The organism is Micromonospora alfalfae (genome assembly GCF_022230925.1).
In the GTDB taxonomy this organism is placed as follows: domain Bacteria; phylum Actinomycetota; class Actinomycetes; order Mycobacteriales; family Micromonosporaceae; genus Micromonospora; species Micromonospora alfalfae.
In genome coordinates this window covers 214,453-231,151 of sequence record NZ_JAKKFH010000006.1, presented here as the reverse complement: position 1 = coordinate 231,151, position 16,699 = coordinate 214,453, and the positions used below count along the sequence as shown (strand labels likewise).

The 16,699-nt window shown below is 71.4% G+C and carries 14 protein-coding genes; 5 read left to right on the top strand and 9 right to left on the bottom strand.

Features of this window, described 5'->3' with window-relative positions; translation table 11 throughout:
- Positions 1-9: 9 nt before the first annotated feature.
- Positions 10-1,842, bottom strand: coding sequence for a DUF6311 domain-containing protein (locus tag MED01_RS05755; RefSeq protein ID WP_238667473.1), 1,833 nt, complete (start codon positions 1,840-1,842; stop codon positions 10-12).
- A 218-nt stretch (positions 1,843-2,060) separates the two neighbouring features.
- Here MED01_RS05755 and MED01_RS05750 point away from each other — a divergent pair, with 218 nt between their 5' ends.
- A complete protein-coding gene (locus tag MED01_RS05750) occupies positions 2,061-3,302 on the top strand; it encodes an extracellular catalytic domain type 1 short-chain-length polyhydroxyalkanoate depolymerase (RefSeq protein WP_238667472.1) in 1,242 nt (413 codons plus the stop codon).
- Between the two features lie 98 nt (positions 3,303-3,400).
- On the opposite strand, the gene MED01_RS05745 is transcribed toward MED01_RS05750, so the two are convergent.
- The 3 genes from MED01_RS05745 to MED01_RS05735 all read right to left on the bottom strand — a co-directional run bounded on the left by MED01_RS05745 (position 3,401) and on the right by MED01_RS05735 (position 6,412).
- On the bottom strand, positions 3,401-4,315 hold the full coding sequence (locus MED01_RS05745) for an LLM class flavin-dependent oxidoreductase (RefSeq protein ID WP_238667471.1): 915 nt from the start codon (positions 4,313-4,315) through the stop codon (positions 3,401-3,403).
- Positions 4,316-4,391: 76 nt separating this feature from the next.
- Positions 4,392-5,291, bottom strand: a complete 900-nt coding sequence (locus MED01_RS05740; protein ID WP_238667470.1) for a TIGR01777 family oxidoreductase — start codon at positions 5,289-5,291, stop codon at positions 4,392-4,394.
- A gap of 131 nt (positions 5,292-5,422) precedes the next feature.
- Positions 5,423-6,412: an aldo/keto reductase gene (locus tag MED01_RS05735; protein WP_238667469.1), complete on the bottom strand. Its 990-nt coding sequence runs from the start codon at positions 6,410-6,412 to the stop codon at positions 5,423-5,425.
- 56 nt (positions 6,413-6,468) lie between these two features.
- Here MED01_RS05735 and MED01_RS05730 point away from each other — a divergent pair, with 56 nt between their 5' ends.
- Positions 6,469-6,855 carry a MerR family transcriptional regulator gene (locus tag MED01_RS05730; RefSeq protein ID WP_238667468.1) on the top strand — a complete coding sequence of 129 codons (387 nt, stop codon included), beginning with the start codon at positions 6,469-6,471 and terminating at the stop codon, positions 6,853-6,855.
- On the opposite strand, the gene MED01_RS05725 is transcribed toward MED01_RS05730, so the two are convergent.
- Positions 6,852-7,346, bottom strand: a complete 495-nt coding sequence (locus MED01_RS05725) for a hemerythrin domain-containing protein (RefSeq protein ID WP_238667467.1) — start codon at positions 7,344-7,346, stop codon at positions 6,852-6,854. The genes MED01_RS05730 and MED01_RS05725 overlap by 4 nt on opposite strands.
- A 110-nt stretch (positions 7,347-7,456) precedes the next feature.
- Complete coding sequence (locus MED01_RS05720; RefSeq protein WP_238667466.1) at positions 7,457-8,794, bottom strand: low temperature requirement protein A; 1,338 nt, start codon at positions 8,792-8,794, stop codon at positions 7,457-7,459.
- Positions 8,795-8,947: 153 nt separating this feature from the next.
- Between MED01_RS05720 and MED01_RS05715 the strand changes: the two genes are divergently transcribed.
- Positions 8,948-9,883: an SDR family NAD(P)-dependent oxidoreductase gene (locus tag MED01_RS05715; protein WP_238667465.1), complete on the top strand. Its 936-nt coding sequence runs from the start codon at positions 8,948-8,950 to the stop codon at positions 9,881-9,883.
- Positions 9,884-9,946: 63 nt separating this feature from the next.
- Here the strand turns inward: MED01_RS05715 and sucB are convergent, their stop codons facing one another.
- Positions 9,947-11,782, bottom strand: coding sequence for a 2-oxoglutarate dehydrogenase, E2 component, dihydrolipoamide succinyltransferase (sucB, locus tag MED01_RS05710; RefSeq protein WP_238667464.1), 1,836 nt, complete (start codon positions 11,780-11,782; stop codon positions 9,947-9,949).
- Between the two features lie 67 nt (positions 11,783-11,849).
- Positions 11,850-13,241, bottom strand: a complete 1,392-nt coding sequence (lpdA, locus tag MED01_RS05705; RefSeq protein ID WP_238667463.1) for a dihydrolipoyl dehydrogenase — start codon at positions 13,239-13,241, stop codon at positions 11,850-11,852.
- A gap of 178 nt (positions 13,242-13,419) precedes the next feature.
- Between lpdA and MED01_RS05700 the strand changes: the two genes are divergently transcribed.
- Positions 13,420-13,746, top strand: a complete 327-nt coding sequence (locus tag MED01_RS05700; protein ID WP_238667462.1) for a hypothetical protein — start codon at positions 13,420-13,422, stop codon at positions 13,744-13,746.
- Positions 13,747-13,800: 54 nt separating this feature from the next.
- On the opposite strand, the gene MED01_RS05695 is transcribed toward MED01_RS05700, so the two are convergent.
- Complete coding sequence (locus MED01_RS05695) at positions 13,801-15,375, bottom strand: leucyl aminopeptidase (protein ID WP_238667461.1); 1,575 nt, start codon at positions 15,373-15,375, stop codon at positions 13,801-13,803.
- 162 nt (positions 15,376-15,537) lie between these two features.
- On the opposite strand from MED01_RS05695, the gene gcvT reads away from it, so the two are divergent.
- The gene (gene gcvT, locus MED01_RS05690; protein WP_238667460.1) at positions 15,538-16,668 is read left to right on the top strand and encodes a glycine cleavage system aminomethyltransferase GcvT; all 1,131 of its coding nucleotides are present in this window, start codon (positions 15,538-15,540) and stop codon (positions 16,666-16,668) included.
- The last annotated feature ends 31 nt before the right edge of the window (positions 16,669-16,699 follow it).

The window sequence follows — 16,699 nt, the reverse complement described above, 5'->3', positions numbered from 1 at the left end:
CGTCGCGGTCTACCGATCGGCGGGCGGGATGCGCCACACCCAGACGTCGTCGACCCGTTGCGGCTCGCCGAACAGGGCGGTGCCGGTACGCAGCAGCGCCTCCTCGTCAACCTCGAACTTCGCGCCGTGCACCTGGTCGGCGAGCACCACCGTCTCGATGCGCCAGTGCCGCAGATCCGACTGGACCTCCCGGATCGTGCCGTCGGTGACGATGGGCACCAGGCCCGTACGACCGGCCTGGTCCATCAGGGCGCTCAGGGTGCGCGGAACCGGACCGATCCGGCCCCGGCCGTCCGGCCCGCCGGGGCCGAGGAAGAAGCCGCCCGGGATGGCGAACTCGCCCTGCCGGTGCGACAACGCGTACGCCTGCCAGCGCTGGCCGTCCGGGTAGATGTCCACGGTCAGCGGCACCGGGGTCAGCACTCCGTCGGGTGAGACGTAGTCCCGCCACGTGCCGGAGGTGATGAAGCGCGGGATCGGCTCCCGCTCGTCGGTCAGCAGCGGGGTGGGCAGCAGCGGCACCAGGGCCACCGCGAAACCCAGCAGCCAGGCCAGTTCCGTGGAGCGGTGCCGGGGTGGTGCGGCGCGCAACTGGTCGACCGTGTACGCCAGCAGCAGCCCGATCACCGGCGCGACCACCAGCGCCAGCCGGGCGGGCAGCGCGGCGTTCACCACAGGCAGTTGGCCGAGCAGGTCGAACGGCATGGGGAGGTCGGTGCGTCGCCCGTCGACCTTGGCGATCGGGCCGAAGGAGAGCACCGAGAAGATCAGCGCGACGGCGCCCAGCGCCCAGAGGGTGGCCCGGCGGTGCGGGTCGGCCCGCCGCCAGAGCACGACGAAACAGAGCACGCTGAGCACCAGCAGCGGGATGCCGAAGAACGAGTTCTCCTCGGTCGGGTTCGGTGCCAGCGAGGTGCCCAGCCCCGCCTCACCGGCCAGCGAGCGGCGCGGGAAGGCGGCGAACGCCGCGATGTCCTCGGAGTGGATCACCGGGTCGAAGCCGGTGCCGTGGAACCGTTGCGGCCCGGCGAAGTGCAACCACAAGGGGTACGACAGCAGCACACCGGCGACCACGGCGGTCACCCCGAGCCCGCGCAGGAAATTGGGCAGCGCGACGCGGGCCTCGGCCCGGTTGGCCGGGTGCAGCGCCCAGATGGCGACGAACAACCCCAGCGCCAGCGCGGCGAAGAAGAGCCCTTCGGCGGCGATCGAGAAGGCCACCGCTACCAGCACGCCGAGGATCACCCCGTCCCGCAGCCAGTGCCCGGCGCGGCGTAGCGCGAACAGCCGCCAGATCAGCAGCGGCACCAGCCAACCGGCGGTCCAGTTCAGGTGCGCGTTGGCGTGCGACACCATGCCGGGGGAGTAGGCGATGAACAGCGCGCCGACCCCGGCGCCCAGCCGGCTGCGGACCAGGTGCCGGGAGAGCAGCCAGTACCAGACCAGGGCTGTGGCGAGCAGGTTCAGGGTGAGGATCACCAGGAACGTCGCCGGTGGCCCGATCAGGTACGTGAGTGGGGCGAAGACCACCGCGTACACGGTGATCGTCGTGTTGACCGCGAGGTTCACACCGTCCGGGACGTTGATCAGGTAGGTGAAGAGCGGGTTCTCCCAGTGGGTGACCGCGTGCCCGCCGAAGGCCAGCAACCATTCGAACAACGCCTGGTCGCTGGAGTTGACGGTGATGGTGCGGACGTTCGGGTCCCGCCACAGCCCACTTGTCACCCAGACGGCGAGCGCGAGCGCCACCAGCACGACGATCAGGTCGGCCCGGCGGTCCCGGACGGTGTGCGGCGGTGGCACGGGTGCGGGCCCGGTGGCCAGCGACGGGGAGGACGGCACGCAGCGGACGTTACCAACCGGACCTGGACGGGCCGGTCAGACCTGCAAGGACGGGACCGTTGGGGACGGATTCGGTCCGCCACGTCGACTGTCTGACGTACACAGCGTCCGTCGTGAATGTGTGAGTGTGCCCCATGTCATAGCGGCGACACATCGTCGTAACGTCTCGGCAACTCGACCGTGACCCAGTTCACAGTCCGCCCCTTCAGGAGGCCGCCGTGCGCCGCTCCTCGTCCACCCTCACCCGGCTGCTCGGTGCGGTCGCCGGGCTCGCCCTCGCCGTCGCGGGCGCGGTCGCCGTCGCCGCACCAGCCCAGGCCGCCACCCTCACCCAGGTCACCGGCTTCGGCTCCAACCCCGGCAACCTCGCCATGTACGCCTACCGGCCGGACGGCCTGCCGGCCAACTCCCCGGCCGTCGTCCTGCTGCACGGGTGTACGCAGAACGCCTCCGGCTACTTCGCCAACTCCGGCTGGCAGAAGTACGCCGACCAGTGGAAGTTCGCCCTGATCGTCGCCCAGCAGCCCAGCGGCAACAACGCCAACTCCTGCTTCAACTTCTTCGAGGCGGGGGACACCGCCCGAGGTCAGGGTGAGGCGCTGTCGATCAAGCAGATGGTCGACCACGCCAAGGCGAACTTCGGGGTGAACGGCTCCCGGGTCTACGTCAGCGGGCTCTCCGCGGGCGGGGCGATGAGCGCGGTCATGCTGGCCACCTACCCGGACGTCTTCGCCGCCGGATCGATCATCGCGGGGATTCCGTACCGCTGCGCCACAAGCATGGTCAACGCGTTCAGCTGCATGAACCCGGGTGCGGACAAGACCCCCGCGGCCTGGGGCGACCTGGTGCGGGGCGCGTACTCGGGCTACACCGGCCCGCGCCCCCGAGTGGCCATCTGGCACGGCACCTCGGACACCACTGTCGCCCCGCTCAACGGCACCGAGTCGCGCGACCAGTGGACCAACGTGCGAGGCGTGTCGCAGACCCCGACCAGCACCTCGTCGCTGCCCGGCAACACCAGCCTGGAGGTGTACGGCAACGACGACGTACGCCTTTACCGGATCTCCGGGATGGGCCACGGCACCCCGGTCGACCCGGGCTCGGCGGCCGAGCAGTGCGGCACCGCTGGCGCGTACTTCCTGGACACCATCTGCTCGACGTACCGTGACGCGCTCTTCTTCGGTCTGAACGGCGGCGGGACCAACCCGACCCCGACCCCGACGGCCACCCCCACGCCGACCCCGACGGCCACCCCGACCCCGACTCCGACGCCGACCCCGACCACGCCGCCGACCTGCGTGACGGCCAGCAACTACGCGCACGTGGTGGCCGGTCGGGCGTACCAGTCCGGTGGCTACGCCTACGCCAACGGCTCCAACCAGCGCATGGGCCTCTACAACACCTTCTACACCAGCGCCCTCAAGCAAACCGCCCCGAACTACTGGGTGATCGGCTGCTGAGTCCCACCCGCCTGCCCCTGTTGATCAAGAGGTTTGCGTCAGATTCCGGCTCCCGGATGACGCAAACCTCTTGATCAACAGGGTTGGGGGGCGGGGGCTCAGGTCAGGCGGGCCAGGACCGGCGCGAGCGGATCCAGCGCGTCGCTGCGGACCACGAACCGGGTCACCCCCCAGCGCCGTTCGTGCTCGGCGACCGCCGTGATGATCTCGCCCACCGTGCCGATCAGCACGAACGGGGTGGCCAGCAGTTCGGCGGCGGTCATGCCGTTGCGCCGGGCCTGTTCCACGGCGGCAGCCTCGGCGTCGTCGGTGATCACCACCGTCTGCACCAGCGCCTCCAGCGCCGGCGGGTCGGCTCGTCCGGCGGCGCCGGCGGCAACGCAGGCCAACTGCGCCTCGATCTGGTCGGCCCGCCAGCGCGCCTCATGCTGGTGGCCGTCGGCGAGGGTACGCCCGAACCCGGTCAGCCCGACCACGTCGGCGTGCGCGCCGGCCCAGCGCAGCAGCGTCGAGTTCGCCGTACCCATCGTCAGCGGGATCCGGTCCTGCACCGGCCGGGGTTCGCGCAGCACCGCCTCGCGCATCGTCAGCTCCGCCGAGTCGACGGTGACCGAGGCGCCGTCGAGCAGGGCACGGACCGCCTCGGCGACGGCCACGCAACGGCGGACCCGACCGGCCACGTCGGGGCGTTCCCGGCCCACAGCGCGCCATTCCGCCGGGGTGTGACCGGCGCCGACACCGAGCCGGGCCCGTCCACGGGAGATCAGATCGAGGGTGGCCACGTCGGCCGCGAGCAGCATCGGTTCCCGTACGCCGAGGTTCGACACGTACGAGCCGAGCCCGATCGTCGAGGTGACCGGGGCGGCGGCGGCCAACGCCACGAACGGTGACGTCACGTCGCCGGGGTGGTCCGCGGCGAGCAGAGCGTCGAAGCCGGCGGTCTCGGCCCGACGGGCCAGCTCGGCCCAGCTCGCCGCGTCGGTCGGGGTGGCCTGGAGGGAGAAGGTCGCCATTGGTCCAGCATCGGCCCACGCCGGCCCACCGACGACCCGCTGGCAGCTGATTCTGCCGAGGGCCGAACCACCGGGGTCAGGGAGTCAGGGCTGCGTGGAGGGCTTCGGGGAGGGTGGGGTGCTGGTAGGGGTAGGCGGCCCTGGTGAGGACTCCGGGGAGGACTCTGGTGCTGGTGAGGGCCTCGTGGGAGAAGCCGCCGAGGACCACCTTGAGCGCCAACGCGGGGATCGGGATGATCGCCGGGCGGTGCAGTTGCCGGGCCAGCTCGCGGGTGAACTCGGCGTTGGTGACAGGGTTCGGCCCCACCACGTTCACCGGTCCGGCGATGTCGTCGCGGTCGAGCAGGAAGCGGGTCGCGTCCAGCCAGTCGGCCATCGAGATCCACGGCAGCCACTGTCGGCCACTGCCCAGCCGGCCGGCGATGCCCAGCTTGAACGGCAGCAGTTGCGGCTTGAGCAACCCGCCCTCGCTGTGCAGCGGCAGACCGGTACGCAGCCGGACCACGCGTACCCCGGCGTCCTCGGCCGGCCGGGTCGCGGCCTCCCACACCCGGCAGACGTCGGCCAGGAAGCCCTCGCCGGCCGGTGCGTCCTCCTCGACCGCCCGGTCGCCGGTGTTGCCGTACCAGCCGACGGCCGATGAGTTGAGCAGCACGCCGGGTCGGTCGGCGGCGGGGAGCCCGGCGATGGTGGTCGCCAGCGTGGTGGTGGTGTCCACCCGGCTGGTGCGGATCAACCGTCGGTAGTCGTTGTTCCAGCGTTTGTCGCCGACACCCGCGCCGGCCAGGTTGACCACTGCGTCGGCCTCGGCGACCACGGCCGGATCGAGCTGCCCGGCGGCCGGGTCCCACCGCCGCTCCTTCGAGTCACGCGGCGACCGACGGACCAACCGGGTGACCTCGTGCCCGTCGCGGACGAGCAGGTCGGCCAGTCGGGTGCCAAGGAAACCGGAAGCGCCGGCCAGAAGGATCCGCATACCCCCATCTTCGTCCAGAACGCCGCCGACGGACGCACCCCCTCGCCGATCTTGCACTTTCTGTCGCCGTTACACCCCGACACATCCGTTTCGTCGGGACAGCAACTGCAAGATCGGCGAGGGGGAGGGGGTTAGGGGGTGCGCAGGTCGGCGAGCAGTCGCTCCACCTCGGCGTAGGACTCGGCACTCAACGGGCCCTGCTCCAGGGTGGCCAGGTTCTCGTCGGCCTGGGCCACGGTGCGCAGACCCGGGATCGGCACGGTACGGGGGCTACGCGCCAGCAGCCAGCCGAGCGCGCCCTGCGCGAGGGTGCGCCCGTCGGCGGTGAGCGCCGCGCGGACCTGGTCGACCCGGGCCGCCCAGCGTGGCGTCGGCCGGCCGTCGGTGAACCATTCCAGCCACTCCGGTGCCCGCCCGCGCACATCATCCGCCCCGACCGCCCGGGTCGACCCGGTGAGCAGCCCCATCGCCAGCGGCCCACGGTTGAGGCTGGCCAGGTCGTGTTTGTCGCAGACCGCCAGCACCGCCGCGTTGTCGCGCAACACCGACTCGTCGTGCTGGACAGCCGCGCAGTGCGGGCCGGCAGCCGCGAACGCCTCCGCGGAGGCAGGGTCGTCGGTGCTCCAGCCGTACGCCCGGATCTTGCCCTGGTCGACCAGGGCCTCCATGGTGTCGACAAGATCGAGCGCGGCGGGCACCGGCAGTGCGTTGATGTGCAGTTGGTAGAGGTCGACGTGGTCGGTACCGAGCCGGCGGAGCGAGTCTTCCAGGCTGCGCACCGCGAAGGCCGGGCTGGCGTCCGTGCCGAGCGCCCGCCGGGTGCCCTCCTCGCTGACGTTGCCGAACTTGGTGGCGATCACCACGCTGTCCCGCCGCCCGGCCAGTGCTTGACCGAGGATCCGCTCGCTGTGCCCGGCGCCGTAGTTGCTGGCGGTGTCGAACAGGGTCACCCCGAGGTCGAGCGCCCGGTGGATGGTGCGGATCGACTCGTCGTCGTCCACCTCACCCCAGCCGAACGGCTGCCCGTCGTCACCCCAGAGCGGGCCGCCGATGGCCCAGCACCCCATTCCGATCGCGCTCACCGTGATGCCGCTGCGTCCCAGCGTCCGTGTCGTCGTCATGGTCAGCAGCCTCCAACCTGGAGCGCGCTCCAGGTCAAGCACTACCATCTCGCGACATGAGCGGTTACGCCCCCTCGGAGGCCGCCCGCCGCAGCGGCTTCAGCCTGGACACTCTGCGGTACTACGAGAAGATCGGCCTACTCGCTGACGTTGAGCGCACGTCGGGCGGGCAGCGGGTCTTCACCGACGACGACCTCGGCTGGCTGGTGCTGTTCCGCTGCCTGCGCGACACCGGGATGCCGATCGCGCAGATGCGCCGCTACGCGCAACTGGCCCGCGACGGTGAGCACACCACAGACGAGCGGCACGAGTTGCTGTGCCACCACGCGGCGCGGGTCGAGGAGCAGATGCGCCTGCTCCAGCGCCAGTACGACCACCTCCGGGAGAAGATCAGCTTCTACGAGCGGCCATCCGGCACCGCAGCGGGGTCGGAGGCCGGCTAGCGGGAACCGGGCGCGCCCAGACCGAGCAGTTCCTCTGTCGTTCCGGTTCGACCGGTGAGCGCGTTCAGGGCGGTGACCAGACGCTTCTCCTCGTAGCGGAAGTGCGACTCCAGCAGGGCGGCCAGCCCGCCCAGCTCGGCGCGCACCTGGGCGACCGGCACCTCCGCGTCGCCGCCCAGCAGTGCCTCGACCCGTTCCAGGATCCCCGCCACCACCTCGTGATCGGTGATCAGGTTGTCGATGACCGGCCGCAGCTCGGGGGCCTCCTCGGCCAGCAACCGGAACGCGCCCGCGTCCTCACCGGTGTGGTGTCGGCCGAGCGCGGCGCAGAAGGTCAGGCAGTGCGCCCGCAGGTCCCGGGACGGGGTGTCGAGGCTTGCCTGCAGTCGGGCCAGTTCCGCACTGAGCCAGAGGTGGATCTCGATCATCTGATTGCCGACGGCGGCGAGCCGGCCGGCCGGTGAACCTGTTGGGTGCACGTTTCGTCCCATGCTGTCCCCGCGCCTCCATGCCCACGGCGGCCTTCGGGCCGGGTGCACTGCGACGCTGCGTCGAAGTCTAGGGCCGGCCGGTCACGCCCCCCAACCCGGGAACGCCGCAGTCACGGAGTGGTCGGTTCGTCGGTCTCCCGGACGTCGTGCCAGCGCGCCCGCCATTCGGCCTCGTGGGCCTCGTGGGTGGTCCGCTCCTGGAAGACGGCGGCCCGCAACGCGTGCCGGGACTGCGCCATCACCATCACCTCCACGGCCACCAGCGCCACGCAGATCACTGTCGCGAGGGTGAGCGCGCCCAGCGCCGGCAGGTGCTGGCCGACCGGGAGGGCCGCGGTGAGCGCCACTATGACGCCGACGCGGGTCCAGGTGACGGTGTGCAGGGTGCGTAACTGGAAGAGCAGGTTGACGGCGAAATAGCAGATCAAGCCGCCGAAGAGCATCGGCACCGCCGGCCCCTCGACCTTCTCGGCGAGCCCGCCGGCCGGGTCGGTGATCTTGTGGAGGACCTCCTCGTTGCCGATCGAGAAGAGGATCACCCCGGCGATCATCGGCAGGTAGAGGTACGCGTACGCGTCGCGGGCCATCGCCACCCGGGGGGCGCCCTCCGCCGCGTGCAGGGCGATCCGGGCGGCCGGCCCGATGAAGTCGAAGTGCGCCCACCAGAGCGCCGCGGTGACCACGATGCCGAGCGCGGCGGCGGCCACCGCCGGCCAGGTGACCGGCTTGCCGAGCAGGTTTCCGCCCACGCCCGTCGAGATGATCGACTCGCCCAGCGCGATGATCAGGATGAGGTCGTAGCGCTCCGTCCAGTGCTCGGCGCTGGTCACCCCCCAGCCCCAGGTTCCGACGATGAAGCCGGTGGCGTACTGCACCACCACCACGGTGATCCACAGGCCGTCGCGGACCATGGCGGCCTGGTCGGGGTCGGCGATCTGCGGCGGGATGAGCGCGGCGGCCAGCAGCAGCACGATGCTCACCGCCAGCTCCGGGGCGAACCGCCGCAGTTGCCGCCGCTCCTGCGGGCTGTCCCGCACCACGTGCTGATAGAGGACCCAGTGGATGCCACGGACCACGACGTAGCTGATCGCCACCAGCATCGGGCCGGCGGCGCTCCCCTTCGGGTCGGTGAACGCCTGTGGCAGTGCCAGCGCGAACGCGAACAGGGCGACCATCGCGATCACCATGAGCACCGGCACGTAGCCCTCGCCGAGCCGGACCCGGGTGGCGACCAGGCTGTGCACCACCCAGATCCACCACAGCACGGCGAGCACCAGGCCGGCGTGCAGCAGTTGCCGGCTGGTGATGTTCGCGGCGGTGGCGCGGGTGATGATGAAGAACGAGAAGACGAAGACCAGATCGAAGAAAACCTCGAACTTGTCCACCCGCGCGCCGGGGGCGATCGGGACGGCCGGTCCCAGCTGTCCACCCCGCCGGTAGCCGCCCACGATCCCACTCTGGCAGCGTCGGGGCTGGTCGGAGGCCGAACGGCGATGGCGAAGGAGTCCGGCGTTACCTCCGGCCAGGGTCGGGAAAACACCGGGACCGCGGCCTCCCGCAGCGGGCCGGCCGGTCCGCCCCACCCCGGACAAGGATGGACAATGACCACCAATAACCCGATCACCACCTCGTTCGCCCATCACTCCACCGCCATGGACGTGATCCGGGGCGTGGACCTCGTCGGGCGGCGGGCGGTCGTCACCGGCGGGTCCTCCGGGATCGGCGTGGAGACCGCCCGCGCCCTGGCCAGCGCCGGCGCGGAGGTCACATTGGCCGTCCGCAACCCCGACGCGGGTCAGCAGGCCGCCAACGACATCACCGGCACCACCGGCAACGACCGCGTGCTGGTCGCCCCGCTCGACCTCGCCGACCAGGGATCGGTCGCCGACTTCGTGGCCAACTGGGACGGCCCCTTGCACATCCTGGTCAACAACGCCGGCATCATGGCCGCACCCCTGTCGCGCACCCCGCAGGGCTGGGAGATGCAGTTCGCCACCAACCATCTGGGGCACTTCGCACTCGCCAACGGTCTGCGCCCGGCACTCGCGGCCGGCGACGGCGCCAGGATCGTCTCGGTCAGCTCCGCCGCGCACCTGCGCTCACCGGTGGTCTTCGAGGACATCCAGTACGACAAGCGGGAGTACGAGCCGTGGCAGGCGTACGGGCAGTCCAAGACGGCAAACGTGCTGTTCGCCGTGGAGGCGACCCGCCGCTGGGCCGACGACGGCATCTACACCAATTCGCTGATGCCCGGCGCGATCCAGACCAACCTCCAGCGCTACGTCAGCAAGGAGGAACTGGACCGGATGCGGGCGGGCAACGCGGCGGCCTGGAAGACAGTCGAACAGGGTGCCGCCACCTCGGTGCTGGTCGCCGCCTCGCCGCTGCTCGACGGAGTGGGCGGGCGCTACTTCGAGGACTGTCAGCAGGCCGCCCCCGCCCAGCCCGGCGGGCGGACGGGTGTCGCCGACTACGCGCTGGACCCGGAGGCCGCCGAGCGGCTCTGGCAGGTTTCGACGGATCTGCTCAAGGGCTGAGCGGCGCAGACGAAGGGGCGCCCCGGTCGATGACCGGGGCGCCCCTTTCGGCGTTACGGCGGATCAGGCCAGGCCCAGCTCCGCCTCGAAGTTGCCGCCCTCCAGCCGCTCCTTGACAGCAGTCAGGAAGCGCGCCGCGTCGGCGCCGTCGATCAGCCGGTGGTCGTAGGACATGGCCAGGTAGACCATCGACCGGACCGCGATGACCTCGCCCAGCTCCGGGTCGTTGACCACGACCGGACGCTTCACCACGGCACCCGTGCCGAGCATCGCCGACTGCGGCGACGGCACGATCGGGGTGTCGAAGAGCGCGCCCCGGCTGCCCGTGTTGGTCAGCGTGAAGGTCGCCCCGGCCATCTCGTCCGGGGTGATCTTGTTGGCCCGGGTGCGCTCCGCCAGGTCGGCGATCCGCTTGGCGATGCCGCCCATGTTGAGGTCACCGGCGTTGTGGATGACCGGCACGAGCAGCCCGCGCTCGGTGTCCACGGCGATGCCGAGGTGCTCGGCGGCCGGGTAGGTGATCGTGCCGCCGTCCAGGTCCATGCTGGCCTGGATGATCGGGTGGGTCTGCAACGCCTCGACGGCGGCGAGGGCGAAGAACGGCAGGAAGGACAGCTTCACGCCGTGCTTGGCCTGGAACGAGTCCTTCGCCTGGACCCGCAGCTTGGCGACCTTGGTGACGTCGACCTCGACGACAGTGGTCAGCTGCGCCGTCTCGTGCAGCGACTGCTGCATCCGCTTGGCGATCGTCGCCCGGATCCGCGGCAGCTTCTCCGTGGTGCCCCGCTTGGTGCTCGGCTGCGGCTTCGCGGCCGGCTTGGCCGCGGGCGCGGCGGCGGGAGCAGCCGCCGGAGCCGGAGCGGCCTTGGCGGCCTTCGCCTTCTCGGCGGCCTCCAGCACGTCCTGCTTACGGATCCGACCACCCACGCCGGTGCCGTTGAGCGCGGCCAGGTCGACGCCGTGCTCACTGGCCAGCTTGCGCACCAGCGGCGTGACATACCCGGCGGCCTCCTCGCCGGCACCAGGTGCCGGGGCGGACGGACGCGGTGGCGTCGAGGTCGACGCGGCCGGCTGCGCGGCCTGCTCGGTCTTCGCCGGCTGCGCCGAGCTCTCGGTCTCCGCGGCGGGCTCGTTGTACGACATGCCGGGGGTCGGCTCCTCGACCTTCGGCGCCGGCTTCGGCTCGGCCTTCGGCGCCGGCTTGGCCTCCGCCTTCGGCTCGGGCTTCGGCTCGGGCTGCGCCGGGGCGGAGGCCCCGCCGGCAACGCCGATGATCGCCAGGTCGGCGCCGACCGCGGCGGTCTCGTCCTCGGCGACCTTGATCTCCAGCACCGTGCCGGCGACCGGCGACGGGATCTCGGTGTCCACCTTGTCGGTGGAGACCTCCAGCAGCGGCTCGTCGACCTCGATCGTCTCGCCGACCTGCTTCAGCCAGCGGGTGACGGTACCCTCGGTGACGCTCTCGCCCAGGGCGGGCATCTTCACCGCGGTGCCCTCGCCCGACGAGGCGGCGGCCGGAGCCGGCGCCTCGGCCGGGGCCTCGTCCTGGGCCACCTCGTCGGCGGTGCCCTCGGCGGCGGCCGTCGGCTCGGCAGCCGGCTCGACCGACTCGGCCGGGGCCTGCTCCTGCCCGGCGGCCTCGCCACCGCCGGTCGACTCGCCCTCACCGGCGATGACGGCCAGCTCGCTGCCGACCTCGGCGGTCTCGTCCTCGCCGACCACGATCCGGCTCAGCACGCCGGCAGCGGGTGACGGGATCTCGGTGTCGACCTTGTCGGTGGAGACCTCGAGCAGGGGCTCGTCGACCTCGACCGTGTCGCCCTCCTGCTTGAGCCAGCGAGTGACGGTGCCCTCGGTGACGCTCTCGCCGAGCCGGGGCATGGTGACCGATACCGGCATTTTCTGAGACTCCTTCATTCCCCTGGTGGGATCTTCGCCCGTCGCCGGACGCCGCGGTTGTGGATGATCAGGCGTGCGAGTGCAGCGGCTTGCCGGCGAGGGCCAGGTGCGCCTCGCCCAGGGCCTCGTTCTGGGTCGGGTGGGCGTGCACGAGCTGGGCGACCTCCGCCGGGTAGGCCTCCCAGTTGTAGATGAGCTGCGCCTCACCGATCAGCTCACCCACCCGGGCGCCGATCATGTGTACGCCGACCACCGGGCCGTCCTCGACCCGAACCAGCTTCACGAAGCCGGTGGTCTTGAGGATCTGGCTCTTTCCGTTGCCACCCAGGTTGTAGTTGTACGTCTTGACCTTGTCGGCGCCGTACTGCTCCTTGGCCCTGGCCTCGGTGAGGCCCACCGACGCCAGCTCCGGGTCGCAGTAGGTGACGCGCGGGATGCCGACCTCGTCGATCACGGCGGGGGTCTGCCCGGCGATCTCCTCGGCGACGAAGATGCCCTGCTGGAAGCCCCGGTGTGCGAGCTGGAGGCCGGGCACGATGTCGCCGACCGCGTAGACGTTCGGCACGCTGGTGCGGAGCCGCTCGTCGGTCAGCACGTAGCCGCGGTCCATCTTGACGCCCTGCTCCTCGTACCCGAGGTTGGCGGTGTTCGGGCCGCGACCGACGGCGACGAGCAGCAGCTCCGCCTCGACGGTCTCGCCGCCCTGGATGGTCAGCTTGACGCCGTTGTCGGTCTTCTCGACCTTCTCGAACGGCTTGCCGACCTTGAAGTTGATCTTCCGCTTGCGGAACGCCCGCTCCAGCGCCTTGGACGACTCCTCGTCCTCGGCGGCGACCAGCCGGGGCAGCGCCTCGACGATCGTCACGTCCACACCGAAGGACTTCCACACGCTGGCGAACTCGACGCCGATCACGCCGCCACCGAGCACGATCACCGACGACGGCACCCGGTCCATCGTGAGGGCGTGGTCGCTGGTGATGATCCGCTCGCCGTCGACCTCCAGGCCGGGCAGGCTCTTCGCGTACGAGCCGGAGGCCAGGACGATGTTGCGGCCGGTGTAACGCTTGCCGTCCACCTCGACCACGTTCTTGCCGACCAGCTTGCCGGCGCCCTCGACGATCGTGATGCCCTTGTTGCCCTTCAACATGCCCTGCAGGCCCTTGTACAGGCGGGCGATCACGCCGTCCTTGTACGAGTTGACCCCGGCCATGTCGATGCCGATCAGCTCGGCCTTCACGCCGAACTGCTCCGACTCGCGGGCCTGGTCGGCGATCTCGGCGGCGTGCAGCAGGGCCTTCGTCGGAATGCAGCCGTTGTGCAGGCAGGTGCCGCCGAGTTTGCCCTTCTCGACCAGCGCGACCTTCAGGCCCAGCTGGACGGCGCGCAGCGCGGTCGCGTAGCCGCCGCTGCCACCTCCGAGAATGACAATGTCGAAGGTCGCTTCGTTCGGCTCGCTCACGTCCAACTCCCAGGTCGCGTCGCTGCATCGGGGGTCACAGAGGTGTAACACGGACACACCCCACCTCGGTCATCTTGTCACCACTGGGCACAGGGTGCGTACCGAGGTGCCCAACGACACGTCATCGACACGTACCCTTGGCACCGTTGTCGATGACGCACGGTGGGGGAGAGATCCGGTGGGCTTGTTCCGGCGCCGCAAACAGACGGCTGTGCCGAGCCATGACCGTGCTGCCAGTCGCGGCGATCTGGACCATTTGGAGAACTTCATCCGGAGTCGGCGCGGCGTCGAGGCGTTCATCGAACCCCGTACGACGGTGACGGAGACCACCATCATCCTGATCGCCGACGACGGGGAGTGGACCCGTCGGCGCATCGACGGCCCGGACGGGGCCCGGCGCTTCGCGTACCGGATGGGCATCCCGGTGTACGACGTCCGGCTGATGGGCTACCCGCAGCGGATGCGCGACTTCAACGAACGCCGCAAACGTCGCCCCGAGCGGTAGTGAGCAACGCGGAAGGGGCCCCCTTGAAGCAGGGGGCCCCTTCCGCGTGTCCGATCAGCCGTTGGCGGCGACATCCTCGACGAGCTGCACCAGTGTGCGGACCGGAACGCCGGTGCCGCCCTTGGTCCAGTAGCCGGTCGGCTCGCCCGAGTGGTAGCCCGGCCCGGCGATGTCGATGTGCGCCCAGGCCACGTCGTCGGCCACGAACTCGCGCAGGAACACGCCGCCCTGCAGCATGTGACCGGCCCGGTCCATCCCGGCATTGACCTGCGAGATGTCCGCCACATCCGACTCCATGCCCTTACGGACGTCGTCGGGCAGCGGCATCGGCCAGGCCGGCTCGCCGACGGCGTCGCCGGCCACCTTCACCCGGTCGCACAACTGCGGGGTGCCCATCACGCCGGCCATCCGCTTGCCCAGCGCGATCACCTGGCCACCGGTCAGCGTGGAGGTCTCGAACAGGTAGTCGGTGCCGTCCGCGCAGGCGCGGGCGATGGCGTCGCCCAGGATCATCCGGCCCTCGGCGTCGGTGTTGAGCACCTCGACCCGCTTGCCGTTGAACATGGTGATCACGTCACCCGGCCGGTAGCTGGTGCCCGACGGCATGTTCTCCGCCATCGGCAGGTACGCGCTGACCGCCACCGTCGGCTTCAGCGCGGCGATCGCCAGCATGGCCGCGCCCACCGCGGCGGCGCCCGCCATGTCGGACTTCATCTCCCACATGCCCTGCGCCGGCTTGATCGAGATGCCGCCGGTGTCGAAGGTGATGCCCTTGCCGACCAGCGCGACCCGCTTGCCGTTGCCGCCGCCCTTCGGGGTGTAGGTCAGCTTCACCAGCCGCGGCGGGGCCTCAGAGCCCTGCCCGACCGCGACGATGCCGCCGTACCCGCCGGCGGCCAGCGCCGCCTCGTCGAGCACCTCGACGCCGAGGCCCGCCTCGCGCGCCGCGGTGGCGACCGCGTCGGCGAACGACGGCGGACGCAGCTCGTTCGGCGCGGTGTTCACCCAGTCCCGGCTGAGCCGGACCGCGCCCGCCACCGCCTGCGCCCGGGCGACCTCCGCCTGGGCGCCCGCGTCGCCGGCGTCCGGCACCGCGATGAGCACCTCGGCCACCGGCTCGCGCCGGGTCGGCTGGGGTCGGGTCTTGTAGCCGGCGAACCGGTACCCACCCAGCAGCGCGCCCTCGGCGATCGCGCGCAGCTCAGCCGACGCGTCCGCGTCGTCGGGCAGCGGCAGCGCCAGCGCGACAGTGGGTGCGCCCGCCAGGGCCCGGATCGCCGCACCGGCGGCCCGGCGCAGCGTCTCCGGGGCCGGGGCGGCACCCGACGGCTCCGGGCCGAGCCCGACCGCGGTGACCAGCGGGGCGGTCACGGTGCCCAGGGTGGCCAGCTTGATGACCTCACCCGGCCCGCCGGTCGCGCCGAGCAGCGCGAGGGTCTCGGTCAGCTTGCCGTCGAACGCGGCCGCGATGCTCTCCGCGCCGCTGGCGAGCAGCAGGGTGCCGGCGAGGCCGCTGGTGGCGCCCTGCTCTCCGGTCTGGCTGTGCACGCCGATCACGATCGCGTCGACGGCGAGCTCGGCCGGGTCGGTGTCGACCAGGCTCAGGTTGGTGGTGCGGGGTGAAGTCACTGAAGCTACTCCGGGCGGGCCGGGCCGGTCGCGGCGTCGCGTACCAGCGGTGAAGGTCTCCGGCGGAACCTACCCGCCGGACGTCATGGCTGTCCCGCCGACAGCGCCAGCGGGCTCCCGCCGATGCTAACCAGCGACGTTGTCCCCGGTAAGTTGCCACCCATGACCGACGTGACCTCCGACGCCGCCGCGACCCGGCTGCGCCGTTCCCCGCTGCACGAGCGGCACACCGCCGCCGGAGCCAAGTTCGCCCCCTTCGGGGGCTGGGAGATGCCCCTGGAGTACGCCGGCGGCGGAGTGCTCAAGGAGCACACCGCGGTGCGTACGGCGGTCGGGGTCTTCGACGTGTCACACCTGGGCAAGGCCCGGGTGAGCGGCCCCGGCGCGGCCGACTTTGTCAACTCCTGCCTCAGCAACGACCTGGGCCGGATCGGCCCGGGCCGGGCGCAGTACACGCTCTGCTGCGACGACGCCACCGGCGGTGTGGTGGACGACATCATCGCCTACCTGTACGCCGACGACCACGTCTTCCTCATCCCGAACGCGGCGAACACCGCCGAGGTGGTGCGCCGGTTGCGCGCCGCCGCTCCCGCGCAGGTGACAGTCACCGACGAGCACGAGGCGTACGCGGTGCTGGCCGTGCAGGGCCCCCGCTCGGCCGAGTTGCTGGCCGCCCTGGACCTGCCCACCGAACACGGCTACATGAGCTTCTCCGCCTCGAGCCTCGAGGGGGTGGAGCTGACGGTCTGTCGTACCGGCTACACGGGTGAGCTGGGCTACGAGCTGGTGGTGCCGGCGGAGCACGCGGTCGTCGTGTGGGATGCGCTGTTCGCCGCCGGCGCGGCGTTCGAGCTGCGCGCCTGCGGGCTGGCCGCCCGGGACACACTGCGGACCGAGATGGGTTACCCGCTGCACGGGCAGGACCTCTCCCTGGACATCAGCCCGGTGCAGGCCCGCTCCGGCTGGGCGGTCGGCTGGGACAAGCCGGCTTTCTGGGGCCGCGACGCGCTGCTCGCCGAGAAGGCCGCCGGCCCCCGGCGTACGCTGCGCGGCCTGGTGGCAGTCGACCGGGCCATCCCGCGTCCCGGCATGACCCTGCACGTGGGGGACACCCAGGTCGGCACCGTGACCAGCGGCACCTTCAGCCCGACGAGGAAGCAGGGCATCGCCCTGGCCCTGCTGGACACCGACGCCAACCTGACCGACGGCGACGAGGTCGAGATCGACATCCGAGGCCGCCGAGCCCCCCTGACCCTGACCAAACCCCCCTTCGTAACCCCCTCAGTGAAGTAACCCCACCCCCACCCCCCACCCAAGCCCTGGT

Bases quoted from the DNA above. Each gene is read 5' to 3' on its own strand.
- MED01_RS05745 (WP_238667471.1), bottom strand. From the start codon at position 4,315: ATGGCGACCTTCTCCCTCCAGGCCACCCCGACCGACGCGGCGAGCTGG.
- MED01_RS05740 (WP_238667470.1), bottom strand. From the start codon at position 5,291: ATGCGGATCCTTCTGGCCGGCGCTTCCGGTTTCCTTGGCACCCGACTG.
- MED01_RS05735 (WP_238667469.1), bottom strand. From the start codon at position 6,412: ATGACGACGACACGGACGCTGGGACGCAGCGGCATCACGGTGAGCGCG.
- MED01_RS05730 (WP_238667468.1), top strand. From the start codon at position 6,469: ATGAGCGGTTACGCCCCCTCGGAGGCCGCCCGCCGCAGCGGCTTCAGC.
- MED01_RS05725 (WP_238667467.1), bottom strand. From the start codon at position 7,346: ATGGGACGAAACGTGCACCCAACAGGTTCACCGGCCGGCCGGCTCGCC.
- MED01_RS05715 (WP_238667465.1), top strand. From the start codon at position 8,948: ATGACCACCAATAACCCGATCACCACCTCGTTCGCCCATCACTCCACC.
- sucB (WP_238667464.1), bottom strand. From the start codon at position 11,782: ATGCCGGTATCGGTCACCATGCCCCGGCTCGGCGAGAGCGTCACCGAG.
- gcvT (WP_238667460.1), top strand. From the start codon at position 15,538: ATGACCGACGTGACCTCCGACGCCGCCGCGACCCGGCTGCGCCGTTCC.